Origin of the sequence: Xenorhabdus griffiniae (assembly GCF_037265215.1) — a bacterium.
GTDB classification, from domain to species: Bacteria; Pseudomonadota; Gammaproteobacteria; order Enterobacterales; family Enterobacteriaceae; genus Xenorhabdus; species Xenorhabdus griffiniae.
In genome coordinates this window covers 2,755,424-2,775,178 of record NZ_CP147737.1, presented here as the reverse complement: position 1 = coordinate 2,775,178, position 19,755 = coordinate 2,755,424, and the positions used below count along the sequence as shown (strand labels likewise).

Annotated in this window: 20 protein-coding genes and 1 pseudogene; 2 read left to right on the top strand and 19 right to left on the bottom strand. The window is 44.0% G+C overall.

All coding sequences use genetic code 11. From position 1 onward, the window contains the following. Positions 1 to 11: 11 nt before the first annotated feature. The 13 genes from fliR to fliF form a co-directional block, all read right to left on the bottom strand. Positions 12 to 794, bottom strand: coding sequence for a flagellar biosynthetic protein FliR (gene fliR, locus WDV75_RS12110; protein ID WP_273557968.1), 783 nt, complete (start codon positions 792 to 794; stop codon positions 12 to 14). Between the two features lie 2 nt (positions 795 to 796). Further along, positions 797 to 1,066, bottom strand: coding sequence for a flagellar biosynthesis protein FliQ (gene fliQ, locus WDV75_RS12105; RefSeq protein WP_047767907.1), 270 nt, complete (start codon positions 1,064 to 1,066; stop codon positions 797 to 799). Between the two features lie 53 nt (positions 1,067 to 1,119). Next, the gene (fliP, locus tag WDV75_RS12100; protein ID WP_189759218.1) at positions 1,120 to 1,857 is read right to left on the bottom strand and encodes a flagellar type III secretion system pore protein FliP; all 738 of its coding nucleotides are present in this window, start codon (positions 1,855 to 1,857) and stop codon (positions 1,120 to 1,122) included. Between the two features lie 65 nt (positions 1,858 to 1,922). Beyond that, complete coding sequence (gene fliO / locus WDV75_RS12095; protein ID WP_420497499.1) at positions 1,923 to 2,396, bottom strand: flagellar biosynthetic protein FliO; 474 nt, start codon at positions 2,394 to 2,396, stop codon at positions 1,923 to 1,925. 2 nt (positions 2,397 to 2,398) lie between these two features. Then, entirely contained in the window at positions 2,399 to 2,806 is a 408-nt protein-coding gene (fliN, locus tag WDV75_RS12090) for a flagellar motor switch protein FliN (protein WP_047767905.1), read from the bottom strand. Further along, the gene (gene fliM / locus WDV75_RS12085; protein ID WP_273557967.1) at positions 2,799 to 3,806 is read right to left on the bottom strand and encodes a flagellar motor switch protein FliM; all 1,008 of its coding nucleotides are present in this window, start codon (positions 3,804 to 3,806) and stop codon (positions 2,799 to 2,801) included. Before fliM ends, fliN begins: the two co-directional genes overlap by 8 nt. A 5-nt stretch (positions 3,807 to 3,811) precedes the next feature. Beyond that, positions 3,812 to 4,288: a flagellar basal body-associated protein FliL gene (gene fliL / locus WDV75_RS12080; RefSeq protein ID WP_273557966.1), complete on the bottom strand. Its 477-nt coding sequence runs from the start codon at positions 4,286 to 4,288 to the stop codon at positions 3,812 to 3,814. Positions 4,289 to 4,606: 318 nt separating this feature from the next. After that, positions 4,607 to 6,043, bottom strand: a complete 1,437-nt coding sequence (locus WDV75_RS12075; protein ID WP_273557965.1) for a flagellar hook-length control protein FliK — start codon at positions 6,041 to 6,043, stop codon at positions 4,607 to 4,609. Further along, positions 6,040 to 6,486, bottom strand: a complete 447-nt coding sequence (gene fliJ / locus WDV75_RS12070) for a flagellar export protein FliJ (protein ID WP_273557964.1) — start codon at positions 6,484 to 6,486, stop codon at positions 6,040 to 6,042. Before fliJ ends, WDV75_RS12075 begins: the two co-directional genes overlap by 4 nt. A 139-nt stretch (positions 6,487 to 6,625) precedes the next feature. Then, positions 6,626 to 7,990 carry a flagellar protein export ATPase FliI gene (fliI, locus tag WDV75_RS12065; RefSeq protein ID WP_273557963.1) on the bottom strand — a complete coding sequence of 455 codons (1,365 nt, stop codon included), beginning with the start codon at positions 7,988 to 7,990 and terminating at the stop codon, positions 6,626 to 6,628. Beyond that, a complete protein-coding gene (gene fliH / locus WDV75_RS12060) occupies positions 7,990 to 8,694 on the bottom strand; it encodes a flagellar assembly protein FliH (protein ID WP_273557962.1) in 705 nt (234 codons plus the stop codon). The genes fliI and fliH overlap by 1 nt, the downstream gene beginning before the upstream one ends. Continuing rightward, complete coding sequence (gene fliG / locus WDV75_RS12055) at positions 8,687 to 9,679, bottom strand: flagellar motor switch protein FliG (RefSeq protein WP_189759187.1); 993 nt, start codon at positions 9,677 to 9,679, stop codon at positions 8,687 to 8,689. The genes fliH and fliG overlap by 8 nt, the downstream gene beginning before the upstream one ends. Then, positions 9,676 to 11,388, bottom strand: coding sequence for a flagellar basal-body MS-ring/collar protein FliF (gene fliF, locus WDV75_RS12050; RefSeq protein WP_273557961.1), 1,713 nt, complete (start codon positions 11,386 to 11,388; stop codon positions 9,676 to 9,678). Before fliF ends, fliG begins: the two co-directional genes overlap by 4 nt. A 239-nt stretch (positions 11,389 to 11,627) precedes the next feature. On the opposite strand from fliF, the gene fliE reads away from it, so the two are divergent. Then, positions 11,628 to 11,939: a flagellar hook-basal body complex protein FliE gene (gene fliE / locus WDV75_RS12045; protein ID WP_189759185.1), complete on the top strand. Its 312-nt coding sequence runs from the start codon at positions 11,628 to 11,630 to the stop codon at positions 11,937 to 11,939. A gap of 33 nt (positions 11,940 to 11,972) precedes the next feature. Here the strand turns inward: fliE and WDV75_RS12040 are convergent. From WDV75_RS12040 to fliD, 6 genes and pseudogenes are all read right to left on the bottom strand, one after another. Then, positions 11,973 to 12,146: pseudogene (locus tag WDV75_RS12040) on the bottom strand (tyrosine-type recombinase/integrase); the annotation flags it as partial. Between the two features lie 1,120 nt (positions 12,147 to 13,266). Next, entirely contained in the window at positions 13,267 to 14,799 is a 1,533-nt protein-coding gene (locus WDV75_RS12035) for a sulfatase-like hydrolase/transferase (protein WP_273557960.1), read from the bottom strand. 227 nt (positions 14,800 to 15,026) lie between these two features. Continuing rightward, the gene (locus WDV75_RS12030; RefSeq protein ID WP_273557959.1) at positions 15,027 to 15,449 is read right to left on the bottom strand and encodes a helix-turn-helix domain-containing protein; all 423 of its coding nucleotides are present in this window, start codon (positions 15,447 to 15,449) and stop codon (positions 15,027 to 15,029) included. A 595-nt stretch (positions 15,450 to 16,044) separates the two neighbouring features. After that, on the bottom strand, positions 16,045 to 16,419 hold the full coding sequence (gene fliT, locus WDV75_RS12025) for a flagella biosynthesis regulatory protein FliT (protein ID WP_189760620.1): 375 nt from the start codon (positions 16,417 to 16,419) through the stop codon (positions 16,045 to 16,047). Next, complete coding sequence (fliS, locus tag WDV75_RS12020) at positions 16,419 to 16,829, bottom strand: flagellar export chaperone FliS (RefSeq protein ID WP_099131292.1); 411 nt, start codon at positions 16,827 to 16,829, stop codon at positions 16,419 to 16,421. The genes fliT and fliS overlap by 1 nt, the downstream gene beginning before the upstream one ends. Before the next feature lie 12 nt (positions 16,830 to 16,841). Continuing rightward, positions 16,842 to 18,317 carry a flagellar filament capping protein FliD gene (fliD, locus tag WDV75_RS12015; protein WP_273557958.1) on the bottom strand — a complete coding sequence of 492 codons (1,476 nt, stop codon included), beginning with the start codon at positions 18,315 to 18,317 and terminating at the stop codon, positions 16,842 to 16,844. Between the two features lie 275 nt (positions 18,318 to 18,592). On the opposite strand from fliD, the gene WDV75_RS12010 reads away from it, so the two are divergent. Continuing rightward, positions 18,593 to 19,570, top strand: coding sequence for a flagellin (locus WDV75_RS12010; RefSeq protein WP_273557957.1), 978 nt, complete (start codon positions 18,593 to 18,595; stop codon positions 19,568 to 19,570). Positions 19,571 to 19,755: the final 185 nt, after the last annotated feature.

Here is a 19,755-nt window from a genome sequence, read left to right as displayed (position 1 = left end):
AAAAATAACAGCTACCGTACCAGTTCATGAATAATTATCGCTAACTGGTCAAACATCTCTCCAAATAACCGCTCAGTGAATGGCACCAATGTTGGAAATAACAGGGAAAGCGTGAAAATCCCCACTGTCAGAGTTAATGGAAAACCGACTACAAATACAGAAAGTTGTGGTGTCATGCGGTTTAACATACCCAGAGAAAAGTTCAGGACTAAAAGCAGGGTAATCATTGGCATTGCTAACATCATGCCATTAATAAAAATCAGGCTGGCACTTTGGGATAGCAATAAAAACCCCTTTGGGTTCAATTGGGTTGATTGAACAGGAATAGAATAAAATGTATCGGCCAGAATCGATAATAGCCATAAATGCCCGTCAAAAGCCAGGAACAGCAACATCATCATCATATTGAGGATGCGGGCTAAGATAGGCATATTCGGCCCACCCGTGGGATCAAAAAATGTGGCGAATGACAGTCCCATTTGTAAACCGAGCACTTCACCAGCATGACGCACTACGGCAAAGGCGATCTGCATGGTCAATCCCAGGGCCATACCAATCAATACTTGTTGGATCAAAACCCAAATGCCGGCAACAGAAAAAATCGGAATTTGAGAGGAGGGAAGGGTTGGAACCAGTAACGCGGTGATCGCTAACGCCAAGCCCATTTTAACTTTTATCGGTATCTGTTTTTCACTGAAAATGGGAGCTGTGCTGAACAAAGCCAGCAGGCGCACCATGGGCCAGAAAAAATCACTGACGAGGCGGGAAAGTGTTTCGCTATCAAATGGGATCATAACTAACCGATAATAGCCGGAATACTGCTAAACAGGGTACGCATGTAATCCAGCAACAAATTTAACATCCATGGTCCGGCAGTGACGATAGTCACGAAAACGGCCAGGATTTTTGGAATAAACGATAAGGTCATCTCGTTTACCTGGGTTGCCGCCTGTAATAAGCTGATGATCAAGCCACTAATTAAGGCCGATAAGAGAGGAGGGGCGGCCAGTGCTAACGCCACTTTCATTGCTTCAACACCGAGGGCCATTACCGATTCTGGAGTCATAATTTCCTCAAACCGCTTTTTGATCTTTATTCCAATAAGATTTAGGTTTCACGCTAAACATAAAAACTTTGTGCTAATGAACCCAGCAAGAGTTGCCAACCATCAACCAAAACAAACAGCATAAGTTTGAACGGCAGTGAAATGGTCGCAGGCGGAACCATCATCATCCCCAATGCCATCAAAACACTGGCAACAACCAGATCGATGATCAGGAACGGAATGAAAAGCGTAAAGCCAATCTGGAACGCGGTTTTCAATTCACTGGTAATAAACGCGGGAACGAGCACGCGCATTGGAACAGAATCTGCGGTTTCAAATGCACCCTGATCGGCAAGGCGGGCAAACAGTGCCAGGTCATTTTCCCGTGTCTGGCGTAACATGAATTGGCGCAAAGGCTTGGCTCCCTGATCCAGTGCGACTTCCAGGGTGATTTTATCCTCACTGTAGGGCAGATAAGCGTTCTGGTACACTTTGTCGAACACCGGCGCCATAATGAAAAAAGTCATAAACAACGCCAAACCCAACATCACCTGATTAGGGGGCGCTGAAGGTGTTCCCAGCGCATTGCGCAGCAAACCCAGTACAATGATGATGCGGGTAAAGCTGGTCATCATTAGCAAGGCCGCAGGGATAAACCCCAGTGCCGTGATGAAAATCAGGGTTTGGACTGGCAATGACCAACTTTGTCCGCCATTGGCCAGGGGCTGACTGATGATACCAGGAAACTCAGCCGCCGCGTTCATGGGGAACAGTGGCAGCAAGAGCGCCATAAACAGAGTCGTCAAACGCATTGCGTAACGCCGTGAAACAAATTTCTTGCCTGTCATAAAAACGCTATTTTTCATCATCGTCCTTGTTATTTTTGCTTTTTCTGGAGTGTATTTTTTAGCATCTGCCCAAATGGTAGCGATTTGAGTGCAGTTTCCTTGTCCACGTTGTCAGGCGGTGCCGGCATTTGATGCAGCATACTGATCTGTTGGGCGGTGACTCCCAAAACCAGCCAGTTATCCTCGACTTCTACCACCACAACCCGCTCTTTCGGTCCAAGGGCGCAGCTTGCCTTAACGTTTAGCAAACGATGATTTCTGCTTTTGGCAGGGGAAAAACCCAAACGACGAACTAACCATGTTATGAAGAAAATCAGCAATAAAATCCCCCCCAGGGCACTGCTGACTTGCATCAACGTTTGGCTGGCTGGAAGAGGATCACTATTGCCGGTCTGTTTGATCATATTCACATGGGCATGGCTGGCTGCCGTGTTAACAGGTGCAGCATCAGATGCCGCACCCAGTTGAAAAGAAGTATGAACGGAAGGCTGGTTCGCCATCATAGTTAACGACTCAAGCGACGCATGCGTTCAGAAGGAGTGATGATATCTGTGATACGGATACCGTATTTATCCGATACGACAACCACTTCTCCCTGCGCGATCAAATAACCATTAATCAGAATATCCAATGGTTCTCCCGCTAAACCATCAAGGGGAACGACTGAGCCTTGTGACAGTCTCAACAGTTGTTTGATGGTCATTTTAGTACGGCCTAGCTCGACAGAGAGCTTGACAGGAATATCCATGATCAAATCAATATCGGAAAGTTGGGCCAACGCATCCTGCGCTTCCAGATTCTCAAATATTGACGCGCCGCCGTCAGAGGTTTGCTGTGCGGCCTGTTGTTCCAGCGCTTCTGCCCACATATCTTCAGTCGAGCTGGTATCTGTAGGTTGTTTAGCATCACTCATTGGGCTTTTCCTCATCCAGAGCAGTTAAAACAGGGTTAATCAGGTGTTCAACACGCAGGGCATATTGCCCGTTCAGTGTTCCATATTGACTGGTGAGCACAGGCACACCATCAACGTGAACGATCAGACGTTCAGGTTTTTCAATCGGCAAGATATCGCCTCTTTTCAATTGAAGGATTTTTGACAGCCGCAGAGGAATATCAACAAAGTTCGCCACCAGTTCTAATTCTGAATGTTGAACTTGCTTCACTAAACTTTCACGCCACTGGCTCTCTTCCTGACGCACATTTTCCACAGGGGGATTGGTCAGGCGCTCGCGCAGAGGCTCGATCATGGCAAAAGGAATACAGATATTGAATTCCCCGGTCAATGCCCCGATCTCTACCTGGAACGGTGTCGTTACCACGATGTCATTCGGTGAAGTGGTGATATTGGTGAATTTCACCTGCGTCTCGGAACGCACGTATTCCACTTCAAGTTTAAAGATAGAATCCCAGGCATCACGATAGGCATCCAGTGCCAGTTTCAGCATCCGGTTAATGATCCGCTGTTCGGTATAGGTAAATTCACGACCTTCCACTTTGGTTGGAAAACGGCCATCCCCCCCAAACAGGTTATCAACGGCGATATAAACTAAGCTAGGTTCGAAAGCGAATAGCGCCGTTCCCCTCAATGGTTTCAGGTGAACCAGGTTGAGGTTGGTTGGCACGGCCAGATTGCGGGCAAATTCGTGGTAAGGCTGAACCCTGATAGCACCAACCGTAATATCCGGACTACGGCGCAGCATGTTAAACAGCCCCATCCTGAATTGGCGGGCAAAACGTTCATTGATGATTTCCAGTGACTGCAAACGTTCGCGTACAACACGGCGTTGCGTATTGGGATCGTAAGGGCGAACCTCATTTTCTTGGGACGCAGTTTGTTCTACGTCATCAGCAGAGGCACTGTCACCATTGAGCAGAGCGTCGATCTCCGCTTGTGAAAGAATATTGTCACTCATTGTGATTATCGCAGAATAAACGTAGTAAACAATACATCGGTGATTTCCTGATCGGGTTCACCGGGTATTAGTGTCGGGTGTAATGTCTGTTTGATATCTGCCACCAAATTCATTTTGCCGTCATCTTTTGCCAGATCAGCGGCTTTCTGACGAGATAATAACAGCAACATACGACTACGAACTTCTGGCAGATATGCATGGAAGCGCTGACGGATTTTCTCGTCAGTCAAACGCAATGTGATGCCAACGTAGAGAACACGATCGAAATGCTCTTCGTTGTCAATCAAATTGACGGTAAAAGGCTCCAAAGTCATAAATACGGGAGCATCAATGGCTTTGGTTTTTTCTGTACTGTTATTGGCTGACTGATTCATTACCCACCAGCTATACCCTCCGATGGCAACACCAAGAACAGCAATCAATACTAACAGTATCATCCAAATTGGATTTGTGCGTTTATGCTCGTAGCTATAATCAGACATGGACAGATAAATTCCTGTTTTCTGTTGCGAATAAGTCTCCGCGCATTCCGTGGCGAAACCCTTATCCATCAAATTCGAGATCAATTATCCCGCGTCTTTGTTTCGGCAATGGCTGGAACAAACGGGGAAAAAACCATTAACTCACACGTTTGTTATCGACCGGTTTTCGTTTTATGCGGATGTCTCACAAAATTAGGCGAATGTTTATACCAGTCTCACTTCAAGATGCATGTGATATCTCCCCGTGAAGCGGGGAGAAATCAGGTTTCATATCGTGTTGTAAATTGCAGCTTGAAGTTTAATGCGTATCGGTGGTAATTAGGCAAAAATATCAATACCTCCTCTGGCCAAGGTGAGTTGTTGAGGTGTCACCTTGATGGCTGGTACAGAAGAAGCGGTGATCTCGGTTGTAGCGGTTAAACCAGACTCTTGCGTTTCAGCATGGGGATCAGAATTGCTGTTCGGGTTATTGGCAAAATACGCTTGTTGACCGTTTCCGTGCGCATCACTGTTAACACTGCTTTGTGCCAATTGAATACCATTTTCAGCCAGTGCATGGCGTAACCCGGGTAATGCCGCTTCCAGAGCCGCACGCACATTCTGATGGGCGGAAACAAAATGCAATTGTGCCTGATTGTCTTCAACGCTCATGCGGATATGCAACGCGCCCAGCTCTTGAGGATGTAAGCGAAGTTCTGCCTGTTGCAGACCGTTACGATGAAAGAACAGCACATGTTGATTGAGTTGTTGCTGCCACTCTTCGTTGCCAAGATGAGCATTTAATAAAGGCGTAGTGGTAGCGCTACTGTTGAGCTGAAACGGCTGTCCGGCTGAAAGCAGGGAAGGGCTTGCCAATACCGCAGGTGAGTCGATAGAAGCTGTTTCTGCCGTCGAAGATGGCAATGCAGACGCTGCTGGAATTGCCATCTGGAGCAGATTTGGATCTTTGCTATTGCCTGAAACTGTCTCTTTGAGAAGAGTCTTGTCAGATTCAACCTTATTATTGGTGGCAAGATGATTGGTCGTTAGTTTGAGTTGTCCAGCGAGCGGCGCCAATTCAGCTTGAAGGCTGACGGGATCCGCTGTCTTATTGTTCAGAGGGATCGCCGCTTGTTGAGCCGAGAGTTGGATGTTTTCACCTTGCTCACCCGCTGTAGACCGTTCAACAAAATTAGTGTCAGTTAATCTGCTATCTTTGGCGTTGCTAACCAGCAGTGTATTAGCAGGGCTGTTTTCGTTATCCAACCAGACCGTTTCCGACAAGGCATCTTCTGGTGAAGGGTTTTCCAACAATGTATTTTCTAACGATCCCTTGCCCACCAAACCCTGTGAGTTTTCAGCAAGCACCGCGGAATGGGGATGAGAAGTCAGCAGTCCAGCAAGCTGGATGGGTATCGCCGCACTTAATGCTTCGGCTGATAAGAGATCGTCATCTTTTAATACAGCAAATTCAGCACGGTTTTCTTGCGGTGCTGCCTCTACCGATGATTTATCCTTGACCATACTGTTATCTGACACTGCTGCCAATTGCGGCCAGCCGCTTTCTGCTGTTTGATCAGAAGTGGATTTTTCCTCTGTCAGACGATTTTTATCTGCCTGAGTAATGGGCTTGCGCATAGAGGCTGTTTCTGCATTGAGAAGTTGGCCAAATTGAGAAGAATGGTTATCGTTCACGGTATTATTTAAAGTCGGCTGACTTTTATCCGTACCTTTGTCCGTGAGTTTTAAATCAGTAGGCAAAAGAGTGATATTCATTGTTTCATTCTCCGTTGTGCACCGCGTTGTGCGTACTCGTCCATTTGTTTTTGCTCCATGCGATTTTGGTGTAACTTCAAATTATGCTCTGCCCGCTGTTGCAGTGTGTCGAAGGCGTTCAGGCGTTGCTGTTTTTCCTGCCATTGTGACAGGGCTTGTTCAAGACGCTTTTTCCATTGATTGAGTTGTAATCTGTGCTGTTCAATTGCCATTTCCAGCGTTTTCATAAACTGCTGGTAATTTTGCCAAGTCGAGCAGGACATACCATTGCTGAGCGTATCATTCAGGCGGGTACGATACTCATCCTGATAATTCATTAACGCTGTGAGTTGTTGCTCCATTTGTTGATGACTTTGCCGAATCTGCGCAAGCTGCGATGCTGCTTTTTCTGCCGCATCCTGGGCAAGTTCACGCAAAGTCATGAGAGGGGAGTGTTGTTGCATGTATTTCCTCGTGTTAATCACCAAACAGACATCAGCGTTACTGAATGACATCAATAGTAAACTTATATCGGCACCGTATTGATAAATGTTATACCTCTTGGCAAAAGTATTTTTGAGTTAAATTCCCATAGGAAAAATATTATGTTGGCAATAATTGTTGAAGCTGAGTACAGGCTTCATCGTATTCGCTACGCTCGTCAATACCTTGTTGCAGGAATTGGGACATATGAGGATAAAGCTCAATCGCTCTGTCAAGCAGAGGATCACTGCCCGCCGCATAAGCACCAACGTTGATCAAATCTCGGTTGCGTTGATAGCTGGAAAGCAACTGTTTGAAATGTTGCACTCGACGATAATGGGTATTGTCGATCAACGCGGTCATGGCTCGACTGATAGATGCCTCGATATCAATAGCAGGATAATGGCCAGATTCCGCCAGTGAACGGGATAGCACGATATGACCATCCAGGATGGCGCGGGCAGCATCGGCAATCGGATCTTGCTGGTCATCACCTTCTGTCAGCACGGTGTAAAATGCAGTAATGGAACCGCCATCACTGACACCATTGCCGGCTCTTTCCACCAGTGCTGGTAACTTGGCAAATACAGAAGGGGGATAACCTTTGGTTGCTGGTGGTTCGCCGATAGCCAGTGCGATTTCACGCTGTGCCATGCTGTAACGAGTCAGGGAGTCCATGATCAACAAGACATGTTTGCCTCTGTCGCGGAAATCTTCGGCGATACGCGTGGCATAAGAGGCACCTTGCATCCTCAGCAAAGGTGAAACATCGGCAGGAGCGGCAACGACGACTGAGCGTGATAATCCCTCCGCACCCAAAATATTTTCAATAAAGTCTTTAACTTCACGGCCACGCTCACCAATTAATCCCACAACGATCACATCGGCTTGGGTATAACGAGCCATCATGCCAAGCAGCACGCTTTTACCGACGCCGGAGCCGGCAAATAATCCCATACGTTGCCCGCGTCCCACTGTCAGCAAAGCATTGATGGCACGAACGCCAACGTCCAGTACATTGCTGATAGGGGTTCTTTGCAGGGGATTAAATGGCGTTGTTGTCAAGGAGGCACGATAACCTGTGTCGGGAGCAGGTAAACCATCAAGGGGGCGGCCTGCACCATCCAGAACCCTGCCGAGTAATTCCGCTCCGAGAGGTAAGCGGCGTCCGGCGCCCGCATCTTCGCCATAAGAACGGGCATAAACGCGAGCGCCTGGCACAATACCTTCCAATTCTTCCAGTGGCATTAGCAACAGTTTTTCGCCATTGAAGCCGACGACTTCACTTTCAACCTCTTCAATCGCGTTGCCATTTTGCCGCTCGATCAGGCAGGTAGCGCCGAGCGGCATATGTAAACCAGTGGCTTCCAGTACCAGGCCAGTGGCGCGAGTCAGGCGCCCATAGCGACGTACTTTGGGGGTTTTTTCCAGTCGCTTTTCCAATGAATCCAAAGTTGCCAGCCAGCGGCCCAATCTTGCCGTCATCACAATTCTCCTGGTGCTGCCAGACGACACATTTCATGCCAGCGGGTAGCTAAACTGGCGTCCATATCCCCTTCATCGGCGCTGACTTTACAGCCACCCGGATGCAGTTTGTTATCCGCAACTAAACGCCAGCCGTGCAGTGCTAAAACTTCCCCCAGTTGCTGCTCAACCAGCGGAATATTTTGAGGATGGATACGTAATTGGGGTTTACCGCTGAACATAGGTTCTTGCTGAATAAATTCGCGGATTTGATTCAGCAGGGCGGTGCCATCACAAACCGCAGGTTGCCCCAGAATATGATGAGCCGCAGTCAATGCAAGTTGCATCAGGCGGGAAGCAATAACGGTATCTAATCCATCCAGTGAATGGCTAAAGTCCGCTAGCAAAGCTTTCCACTGTTCAGTAATCACTTGCTGTTGTTGTTTGGCTTCCTGCAAACCTTGTTCCAGTCCGGCTTGGCGGCCTTCCTGAACCCCTTGCTCATAGCCTTGGATCTGACCTTCGGCAAACCCCTGCGCATGACCAGCCTGACGGGCCTGCGCTTTTAGCTCGTCCAGTATTCTTGCCTGTTCCAGCAGCCGCTCTTGTTCGCTTGGCTCCTGTGCTTCATCTATGGGTTCCAGTTTTTCCCGCAGGGTTTCCCACTGAGTCAATTCGCCTGGCTGCCACGGCCGCCAGTTGCCATTATTCGACTTATCAGACATAGGTATCGTCACCACCGTTGAGGATCATTTCGCCACTTTCTGCCAGACGACGAACAACAAGCAAGATGGCTTTCTGTTCGGCTTCCACTTGAGACATCCGCACAGGGCCACGGTTTGCCAAATCATCGCGCATGATTTCAGCAGCACGCTGCGACATATTGTTGAGGAAGTGATCGCGCAATGCCTGATCGCAACCTTTCAATGCCACCAGCAAGGAATCGGTGGAAATTTCCTGCAACAAACGTTGGATACTGCGATCGTCCACGTTGATAAGGTTTTCGAACAGGAACATTTCATCAATGATTTTCTGCGCCAGTTCGTTATCGTAGGAACGAACCGCTTCAATGACACCTTCTTCCTGTTGACTTTTCATCAAGTTGATGATCTCTGCAGCAGTACGAACCCCACCCATTTTGCTGCGTTTCAGGTTCTGACCATCCAGCAGGTTATTCAGGACTTCTGTCAATTCCGCTAACGCCGAGGGTTGTACACCACCAAACGTGGCGATACGCAACATGACATCGTTACGCAGACGGTCATCAAACAGGGCGAGGATATCCGCTGCCTGACCACGGTTTAAGTGAACCAAAATGGTGGCAATGATCTGCGGATGTTCATCGCGGATCATATCGGCTGCCATTTGCGGCTCCATAAAGTTAAGCGTTTCGATGCCGGTTGTGGTGTCACGGGATTCAAGGATATCCTCAAGCAGGCTGGAAGCCCGTTCTTCTCCCAATGCCTTGATCAGTACGTTGCGCAGATAGTCGTTGGCGTTGATGCTGAGGGCAGCAAACTGCCCGGCATCTTCTTCAAATTCTGCCAGCACTTCAACCAGTTGCTGGTTGGAGACTTGTTTCATCCCCGCCATCGCGACACTCAGTTGTTGTACTTCGCGGGAATTCAGGTGCTTGAACACCTCGGCCGCCTGATCTTCTCCCAGGGTCATTAACATGACGGCACTTCTTTCTGTTCCTGTCAGGCTCATTGTTCGTTACTCATCCATTGACGGATCACCAGCGCGACGACGCGAGGATCTTTTTCTGCAAGTTCACGCAGACGCTGGCTTTGAAGCTCAACATTGACACGTTGGCGAGCTAGCTTACGGCGCATTTTTTCGTCCAATTCAGCATTGGTTTCTGTTTGCTGTTTCGGCGGGTTCTTTTGCGCTTCCAGCGCAGCTTTTTCCGCAGCACGTTTTTTGGCGATTTGTGGCACGACCATCTTACGCCACAGTAGCCATGCAACCAGTACCAACAGTAACCAACGACCTGCTTCTAACAGTTTTTCCAGCAGGGCAGGGTGCTGCCAGAATGGCAAAGGCTCTATCACTTCGGTGGTGTCATTGAACGGTGTGTTAACCACATTCAGGCTATCGCCACGGTCAGCAGAGAAGCCCATGGCTTCACGAGTCAATGCTTCAATTTGTGATAGTTGTTCTGGTGTCAGCGCTTGTGTTTCAGGACCATTTTCTCCCTTCACGGTGGCATAGTTGACCACAACTGCAACCGAAAGGCGTTCCACTGCGCCAGCCTGCAATTGGGTATGACGAATGGTACGATCCACTTCATAGTTAGTGGTTTCGTCATAACGGTTATTGCGGTTGTTGCTTAACATACGCTCGTAGCTATTGTTTTTGTTAGCGTTATTGCGCTGTTGGTCAGATTTTTCGTCACCGTTGCCTTTGGCATTTGCGTTCGGTTTCTCGATTGGTGCACTTGGTGCAGCACTTGGCTGATTTGACAACGCCCCTGGCACGCCACCAACCAATGGCCCGCCGCTTTGCTCGCTGGTGCTGCTCTGTTTAGAGCGGACAGCAGCCTGATTCGGTGGCTGGTTAGGTTTATATTCTTCTGCTGTTTCTTCGCGACGGGAGAAATCAATTTGTGCAGTGACCTGTGCATGAACGTTGCCACGGCCAACCACAGGAGCCAGAATGGTTTCAATTCGATGTTGGAAACGATTTTCCACTTCTTGGGTATATTTCAACTGCGTGGTATTCAAATCACGGCTGGTCGCATCGCTTTGTGTCAGCAAACGTCCAGATTGATCCACAATCGTGACATTACTTGCCGGTAAGCCGGCAACACTACTGGAAACCATATGCACGATGGCGTTGATTTGTCCTTCATCCAGCACTCGGCCTTGTAACAATCCCACAGTCACTGAGGCTGATGGCGATTTCTGTTCACGAACGAACAAAGAAGGTTTAGGCAAGGCCAGATGGACACGGGCGCTCTGGACTGGACCAAGGGATTCCACGGTACGAGCCAATTCGCCTTCCAGCGCGCGTTGGTAATTAACCTGCTCACTGAACTGGCTGATACCGAATTTTTCTTTATCCAAGAGTTCGAAACCCGCGGCTCCCCCTTTGGGTAACCCTTGTTGTGCCAGTTTCAGACGCGTTTCATGCACCTTATCGGTCGGTATCATGATAGCCGCGCCGTTCTCGGCAAAACGGTAAGGGATATTCATTTGGGTTAATTGCGTAACAATCTCGCCACCATCTTTATCGCTCAGATTGCTGTAAAGCACCCGATAGTCGGGGCTGCGCAAGTAGAGAAACAGGGCGATAACAATAGCGATGGCAGCAGAGCCAGCAACTAATAACGGAACTTTTGGATCAGCTTTTATCCTGCTGATGATAGCGTTGAAGCCTTTATTTTGGTTTTCAACGTCGGTTGTTGCTGCACTCATAGACGATCCTTGCCTTGCTGGTCAACATGAATACTAAAAGCGTGGCGTAACAAAACAGACTCCCCATACGCAAGCGAAAAGATTCTTCCTATTATTAATCCCATCATTATTCGCTGTTCACACCCCTTTTAATGGCACAATAAGCTTCGAATTTTTACTTCAATTACCCGCTTTAGTTTAGAAAGGCTATGTTACGGTGGCATCTCATAATCAATAGGGTGATTTAACGCGAGGTTTTTATGCCAATTCCGGCAATTGAAGGTGTACTGCAACAGATGCAGGTTCAGGCGTTACAAGCTGCAAATATTGCTAAGCCCATGCCAATACAAGGCAGTTTTGCCAGCCAGCTGACTACGGCAGTGGAAAAAATAAACCAAACCCGCTTACAGGCGACGAAGCAGGCACAGGATTTCACGCTGGGAGTACCTGGTGTGGAGCTAAATGATGTCATGGTGAATATGCAAAAATCGAGTATTTCCCTGCAAATGGGTATCCAGGTAAGAAATAAACTGGTTAGTGCCTATCATGAGATTATGAATATGCAGGTTTAGATCTTTATCTATTTGATTTTAAATTGATATTTATTGTTCATTGCTATTTTCACTCATCCACGCACCGTAAACACGGTGAACCATTTGTGACGAAACATGTCCCATTTGAGTTGCAATAAATGAAGGATTGGCGCCAGCGGAAAGCATCCAGCAGGCGTATGTATGTCGTGTTTGGTAGGATTTTCTGTGTCTGACGCCTGACCTTTTGATTAGGAACTTCCAGATTTGCCCGAATCACACACATCTTGAAGTTAGATGGGTATAGATGGTTAGCCAGTGCGGTGATGCGTTTCCGGTGGCGGAATGCTGCTTTTTGGATGATTCTCAATGTTGGGTGACACAGGGCTAGCATGAAGTGAGGTTGTGACATGTTACGAAGTTGTGAATAATCCCGCCTTTGAGGGGCGGGATAGGGATATAAATTAAAACCCTCGCCAATCATGGGGCGTCCAATATTTCATGACACGCCGGACGGCATCTTGCATAAACCCATTTATGGGTAATTGATTGAAAGCAGTGTCGTACCATAAATCATATTGAAATAATATCAATGCGCCGCTCGACGGAGGTCGTGGGTAATAGGTGAGTGCAGATAGGTTACCACTATATCCAACATCTAAATCTAAATGAGCAGAGCTGTAATATGGGACAGATTCATATAAAATTAGTGTATTCAACTGATTATGTGTAGTCCAGCTTACTCTATATGTCTGTCTTTCGGATTCAATAAAATTTTCAATGTACTCATTTTTTGTAAGTAGTCGGGCCATAAAATCTCCTACAAACTATCATTACATATCAGTAAGGCAGTTTCAGTTTTCGAATAAAAAAGCAGTGATATTCCCTCTCGCATAAAATCACTCATTTTGTCCTTCAATCCGCAAGATCAAATCAAGATCTCATACCCCGCAAAGCACCAGTATCAGCGGGCTTTAGAAGATCCCTTGCAGGTGTATAAAAAACACTGCCTTTAGTGGGCAGGCGTGGCGGCGTCTAATGACGTGTCAAATTCAAATTTCATCACATAATTATTACATTTGAAACTACATTTTATTCAGGCAAAAAAAGACCGCCTAGCAGACGGTCGTATCATCAAGGTGATATGGATCAGGCGTTGTTGTCCGCCTCCAGCGAATACCGTTCAAACCGGATCTTTGTGGGGGTAGCCAGCAATGGCTATTTCTACCGCGACCGAAAAAATCACCTTCTGTCGTGTCACCGTGAAAAAATCCACGATGGATGCCCAAAGTATTATCCCCGCGGCGCGCGGGGTAAGGAACTCCAACATCTGATACTCTCAGTATTATGAAAACCTATTTATGTTAGCTTATTCTATTTGTGAAAATGGTAAAACAGATTCATCTGCTGTTAACACTCTATCATTATTTCTTTCTTTATCAAGGATTGATGGATCAATATCATAACCTATGAGAGTTGATAATATATACTTATTCATTAATCCACTAAGATAACCATCCTTATTTCGGAATGACTCTATGAATTGACAGTTATATTGATGATTGTTTGATTTGTACATTAAAGGTATAAGATATTGTTCTCTACCTTTTTGATAGCCATGCCCTTTATTAACAATTTCTCCATGGTCAGAAGTGTATATTAATGAGTAATTGATGTTTTTTTTATTAATAACATCATATATATTCTTTATAACTCTATCTGTATGATGGATAGTTAAGTCATAGTTATCAGCATTAGGTAGCGCTATTTTATCAGCATTATCGTAATTATTATAAGGCATATGACTTCCATGTAAATGAATTACAATAAATTTACTATCTGAATTATCTAAAATAACTTCATTTAGCAGAGAGCTTAGATTGTCATCTTTAAAATTAGTGAGTTTTATTACATCAGATTTTTTTGCTATAAATCCATATTTAGATGAGTGGAGTCCATCTAGATCTTGTGAACCCAACCAATATGTTTTATAGCCATTTGACTTGGCTATTTCTACTATTGATTTATTTTTAAATAAATTTTCTTCACTCTCTGGTATATGAAAAGCAAGTGACATAGAAACAGAGTTTCTTGTTATTGGTGCACTAGAGTGTGCGTTATTGATTATACATCCCTCGTTAGAAGAAAATATATGACTCATATTGGGTGTTGTGTCTAATTTGTATCCATATGCGCTATAATGAGTCGATAATGATGATTCACCCACTATTAAAATAACGGCATTAATATCAGGTTTTCGCTTTCCTATTATTGACTTATTAAATTCATTTATTTCATTGGTGTTTGCATACTTATCATTTGAATTGCTGGAAATATATAAATAAGCAAAATCTCCAATAACTGCGGGATATCTATCTCTTATAAATCTACCGACTGTTTTATCATCTTCTCTGAAGTCTGATATTAGTTTTTTGTCTACAACAGAAGCACTAAGATAAAATGTGACAAAGAATAAAAATACGGGTAATGATTTGAATGTAATGTGATACTGAATATTTTTTGATTTTTTTCTTATTAAATGAAATAAAACTATTGTTGCCACTAATGATGGTAATATCAGTATAAAAGATAAATGACCAGCCATAGACAATGATTCTTTTTTATTCGTCTCAACGAATGAGTCAAGAACTGATACTGACACTCTTTCACCAAACACAAGAGAATAATTTATTTGGATAATAAGAAAGAAAAGTAACATTCCACCACTACTGACCAGAATTTTATTCTTTCTTTTAATTAACAGAAAAATTGATAAGATTAGTGCAAAAGTTGACAAATGAGGGATACTAGAATCTTTTTGAAAGATAAAAACATTAAGCAGATAAGACACCCCAAATGCTGAAAGAATAGTCAAAATGTATTTGTATAAGACTTTATTCATTATGTTCATAAGTTATACTATTTAATAGTTATATAAAAACGCATTATTATACATACGTTAGTTTCTTAGACAAAAGAAAAGAGCATTTACTTCTCTGGTGAAAAAGTAAAAATAAAGGTCGTTATTTGTACTAGTGTGATTACCGAGGGAGACTGACGGACTAATTACCGAGGGACTTTGTCGCTTCAGTATACCTGCTCCCGTGTTCATTGCTCAACTGCAGAGTGTCATAATAAAATAGCAAGCGAGGTTCTGGCTTTCTCAACTCGTAGAGCACTTGTATTCATCTTTTCCCGCAGCCAAATGTGTCTCACACCATTCGGACTAAGGGTTATTTGATATTTTTCTCGCATCTGAGCCGAGACTTGTACCTGACCCAGATGGGGATTTTCTAATGAGAAAGCAATCACCTGTTCTTCTATTTCCCTTGTGGTCCGATTTTTATGATGTAATGCGGGAGTAAAAGTGCGTTTGAGGCCTTCCGGTCCTTTTTCTTCGAGTAACTTACGATAGCGGTAGAGCGTGTCACGGGAGCAACCACTCTGCCGAGCGGCTTCAGCAACATTACCCAGCTTATCCGCTAATGCTAGCGCATCTAGTTTTCTTTGGATTTCCAAGTCATACAGCGAGGGTTTCGCAGGTTCAATCACTTCAGAGATCTGTAATTGTCGGTCTGCAAAATAGGCTATAAAGCAACCACCATAGTGTTTTCGTATCTCGATTTTCTGGTTGGCTATCGAATACCTGAGCGGAGAGTCGATTAGATAAAACCGATTACCGTAGCTGAAAGTGTGATCCCGGCGGATTTTTCGATATTCTTTCTGAACGCAGGTATTCTCCAGACTGATATGAATCGGTACCCTTTTTCCAGAGGATAGCTGTCAATTAAAATTGATACTGAGAAAATCCTATTTCTCGAATGGATAATATCATGATGATAACGATATTATTTATATAGTTTTTTTGTGTTATTCGCCTTTTAATTAAAAATCATATTTGTTGATAATATCGCCTGTTAATTGCCTCACGAAATCAGAATCGCCACTATCATTTAATGGTTAATTTTTTGTTAAAAATTATAGATAGGATACCTTGATTGTTTGCAAAATATCAATACAATAAAGTGCCGAATTAGATTAACCAAAAAAACGATAGTGACGAATTGACACCGCCTGAAATAAAAAAATAAATGACACCATTAATCAGAGTTATTGTTAAATGGAATCACTGGTGCCTCTGTGATATCTATTTTGATTCCGTCGTAATTAACTCCATTTCATAGTTATTAGTCGGGAACTGTCCGTATGTATCATGTAAGAGTTGCTTACAACTTTCCTGTTTAATCAGGTCGCTGAGTTCATTTAACCTTCTTTGCAACAATCTCTTAGTTTCTTTTTCATTATCCAAGACAGTTTGCAAAATTTTGGTCAATTGTTGCTGTAATGAAATGGGGGCGTCTGAATTTTCTGATAATGAAGTCACCACTTCGACTGCCTTCAGGTAAGTGATCTCCATATCAATCAGTTCGTCCCACTTTTCATTTCTGGCTAAATCAATCATTTGCTCACTTAAACTAAGGATCTGCTGATAAGCTGACAAAAGATCCGTATCATTTTTCATTAAACAATATCCTGACTGGCGTTGTAATGAGGACCTATTTGCCGCCAAGCATCTGAAATCTCGGTAAGTAAATCAATCACTTCGGTAATAGCCTTCTCATCATTGCGTAAATTGGCATGGAGTAAACGGCGACCCATATAATCATATAAAGCAAAAAGATTCTGGGCAATCTCGCCGCCTTTCTCGAAATCTAATCCCTCTTTGAGACCATTATCAATGATATTAATCGCCTTTGAAATAGCTATCCCTTTTTCTGGAATATTCCCTTGTTGCATCAGAATGATTGCACGACGCAGGGCGCTGAGCGCCCCGTTGAACAATATCTGAATCAACTGATAGGGAGAGGCATTCATAATTTCGCTCTCAAGATCTACTTGAGCGTATAATTGGCTTGCCGAACGTTGATACATTAGTGTCCTTTTTTATCTTAAAAGCTGGAACAAGGATAACTCTGATTGCTTCAGTGAACTGGCGAGTTTATCCAGGGCGGTAAATTGTTTTTTATAGCGCGCCATTGTGGCTTCAATGTTTCTGTTAGTCTGTTCTACTTGTCTTTCTAGTGTTTTCAGACTCTTCTTGATACCTTCTGTTGCTGTATCGATAGTCCCTTCATGGCTATCCAGCGTTTTTTTCAATAAATTAAAAGTCTGGGTGGCAAAACCGGTTTTTTCTCCATCCCCCATAAAAAAAGCCTTAACATTGGCAGGTTTCTCTTTCAGGTTTTTTTCCAGTTTTTCGTTACTAATTTCCAGCTTGCCATCCTCTTTTTGTTTGATGCCCAGTTTATTCAGGGTAGCGATATCATCAACGTGTTGTGCCGCAAACAGTTGTTGTCTTAACTGGCTTTGAATACCTCTTAATGTACCGTCACCCAATAAGACTCCATTGTCTTTCGAAGCTGCTTCACCTTTTCCTACGGACTTAAATTTTGTCAGTGAGGTAAAAGTGGCCTGTACATCATTATAAGCATCAACCCATTTTTTGATTGCTTCTTTCATTGGTTCGATATCACGGGAAACAACCAGTGTTTCTGATTTAACTACTTCTTTGGTTTCGGTTGTACCATTTTTTCCCGGAACTTGTTCTGTGACTGTTTCTGAGACTTTTTTCAGATTTAGAATAACACCTTCTGGCGCGTCCTTTATTTCATTGGTTTGGCGTTCAATTTTAATACCGTTAACCGTTAATATTGCATTTTTAGGGGCGACAGTTTCTTTTATTGCATCAGAATCATTGTTAACAACACCAGGAGTATAGTTCAGATACTTACCTAGCGTATCATCACCTTCAACCTTAATCGTCATAACTGATTTTGTGCCGGCTTTTTTCGAAGTCAGGATCAAATAGTTTTTATCATCTTCTGCTTTGATAATGCTGGCATTAACATTGCCTTCTTGTTTATTAATCGCATCGCGAATTTCAATCAGAGAAGTTTCATTATCTTTCAGGGAAATGTGTATTGGCTTTTCTTTTTCTTCGCCGACTTTTTTTTCACCTGGTTGCGTAATAGTAATGGTACGAGTACCTTTACCTTGTTCCCCTTGTGGGGTTTTTACATCAGAAAATGCCTTAGATTGCAAAGACTGAGCCTTAGCAAGCTGTTGCACTTCAATAACATAGTTACCTGGGCTAGCTTTGGAATCTGTACTCGGAGTAAATGTTTTATGATCTTCACTAGTTTTAGTGGTATTGAGTTTATCGAATTTTTTGAGTTCTTCAGATGCACTCTTTAACTTTTCTAAACTGCCTTTTAACGTACCAAAACCGGTAAGTTTAGCTTTATAGCTGGTTTGTTGCTGTGTTAGTGGTTCTAAGCGTTTTTTTTCATTTGCTTCAAGTTGATCCAGTAATTTTGGATCTATTCCAGATCCGATTCCTATCGAAGAAATGCTAGCCATATTGACTCCTTTTAATAAAAAGCATCACTGGGTGTGTTATCGGACTAATTTGCGAAAAGTTTACTGACAAAATGATTTTTTTGATGGATGGAATAATTGGTGAGAACAGGCGCTATTTGGGTTATCGGGGAAAAGTGAGAAAAAAATAAAAAAGTTTTTTCAAGAAATATTAAAGGTTCTTTTGAAGGGGCCGATAAAACTGTTGGCGGTGATGAACACCGTGAGCAAAAGGCTCAAACTAATTATATCGACTTGATTTTAAAAGGAACTCTACTATGGCATCAGTCATTAATACTAACTACTCCTCTCTGCTGGCGCAAAATAACCTGACCAGATCTAAAGGTACTCTGGGTACTGCTATTGAACGTCTGTCTTCTGGTTTACGTATTAACAGCGCGAAGGATGACGCTGCTGGTCAAGCGATCGCTAACCGTTTTACTGCTAACGTTAAAGGTCTGAATCAAGCTGCCCGTAACGCTAACGACGGTATCTCCATTGCCCAGACTACCGAAGGTGCTTTGAACGAAATCAATAACAACCTGCAACGTATCCGTGAACTGACTGTTCAGTCTACAAATGGTACAAACTCTGAAAGTGACAAGAAATCCATCCAGGAAGAAGTTACTCAGCGTCTGGCGGAAATTGACCGTATATCTGAACAAACTCAGTTCAATGGCGTGAAGGTATTGAGTGGCGAAGTAACTGAAATGAAGGTTCAGGTTGGTGCTAATGATGGTGAAATTATCAAGATTGACTTGAAAAAAATTGATAAAGGAGAACTAGGTCTGGGTGAGTTTAGAGTTGCACTCGAACAAACTGATGCACAGAAAGCAGCAGTAAAGGCAGAAGAAGAAAAAGTAAAAAACGCTGAGAAAGAATTAGCAGCCGCATCTCCCGCTGACAAAGCTACTGCACAAGGAAAGCTTGATACAGCACAAAAATCTCTTGAAAAAGCACAAGCAGCAGGGCAACCAGCTACAGAAAAGCCATTGACTAAAATAGACGAAGCTTTGTCTAAAGTTGACAGCCTGCGCAGCTCCTTAGGTGCAGTTCAAAACCGTCTGGAATCCACTGTTAACAACCTGAACAACACTGTTAACAACCTGGAAGCAGCAAGAAGTCGTATCCAAGACGCTGACTACGCAACTGAAGTTTCCAATATGAGCCGTGGTAACATCCTGCAACAGGCGGGTACTTCTGTTCTGGCACAAGCGAACCAGGTTCCACAAACCGTTCTGTCTCTGCTGCGTTAATTTTTATTTACCCGTTAGGCAATTATGCAGGGCAACCTGCATAAACAACGCTTATAAAATAAGGATCGGTTCGCCGATCCTTATTTTTTAGTGTTGAGTGAGTGTTTTTAGCAAGATCGTCAAGGACAGCCTGAAACTGATTATGCATTTGGGCGGACAGCAAAAATTTCGCATAGGTGAAAAAG

Coding starts and splice junctions, on each gene's coding strand:
- fliR (WP_273557968.1), bottom strand. CDS start 794: ATGATCCCATTTGATAGCGAAACACTTTCCCGCCTCGTCAGTGATTTT.
- fliQ (WP_047767907.1), bottom strand. CDS start 1,066: ATGACTCCAGAATCGGTAATGGCCCTCGGTGTTGAAGCAATGAAAGTG.
- fliP (WP_189759218.1), bottom strand. CDS start 1,857: ATGCGTTTGACGACTCTGTTTATGGCGCTCTTGCTGCCACTGTTCCCC.
- fliO (WP_420497499.1), bottom strand. CDS start 2,396: ATGATGGCGAACCAGCCTTCCGTTCATACTTCTTTTCAACTGGGTGCG.
- fliN (WP_047767905.1), bottom strand. CDS start 2,806: ATGAGTGATGCTAAACAACCTACAGATACCAGCTCGACTGAAGATATG.
- fliM (WP_273557967.1), bottom strand. CDS start 3,806: ATGAGTGACAATATTCTTTCACAAGCGGAGATCGACGCTCTGCTCAAT.
- fliL (WP_273557966.1), bottom strand. CDS start 4,288: ATGTCTGATTATAGCTACGAGCATAAACGCACAAATCCAATTTGGATG.
- WDV75_RS12075 (WP_273557965.1), bottom strand. CDS start 6,043: ATGAATATCACTCTTTTGCCTACTGATTTAAAACTCACGGACAAAGGT.
- fliJ (WP_273557964.1), bottom strand. CDS start 6,486: ATGCAACAACACTCCCCTCTCATGACTTTGCGTGAACTTGCCCAGGAT.
- fliI (WP_273557963.1), bottom strand. CDS start 7,990: ATGACGGCAAGATTGGGCCGCTGGCTGGCAACTTTGGATTCATTGGAA.
- fliH (WP_273557962.1), bottom strand. CDS start 8,694: ATGTCTGATAAGTCGAATAATGGCAACTGGCGGCCGTGGCAGCCAGGC.
- fliG (WP_189759187.1), bottom strand. CDS start 9,679: ATGAGCCTGACAGGAACAGAAAGAAGTGCCGTCATGTTAATGACCCTG.
- fliF (WP_273557961.1), bottom strand. CDS start 11,388: ATGAGTGCAGCAACAACCGACGTTGAAAACCAAAATAAAGGCTTCAAC.
- fliE (WP_189759185.1), top strand. CDS start 11,628: ATGCCAATTCCGGCAATTGAAGGTGTACTGCAACAGATGCAGGTTCAG.
- WDV75_RS12035 (WP_273557960.1), bottom strand. CDS start 14,799: ATGAATAAAGTCTTATACAAATACATTTTGACTATTCTTTCAGCATTT.
- fliT (WP_189760620.1), bottom strand. CDS start 16,419: ATGAAAAATGATACGGATCTTTTGTCAGCTTATCAGCAGATCCTTAGT.
- fliS (WP_099131292.1), bottom strand. CDS start 16,829: ATGTATCAACGTTCGGCAAGCCAATTATACGCTCAAGTAGATCTTGAG.
- fliD (WP_273557958.1), bottom strand. CDS start 18,317: ATGGCTAGCATTTCTTCGATAGGAATCGGATCTGGAATAGATCCAAAA.
- WDV75_RS12010 (WP_273557957.1), top strand. CDS start 18,593: ATGGCATCAGTCATTAATACTAACTACTCCTCTCTGCTGGCGCAAAAT.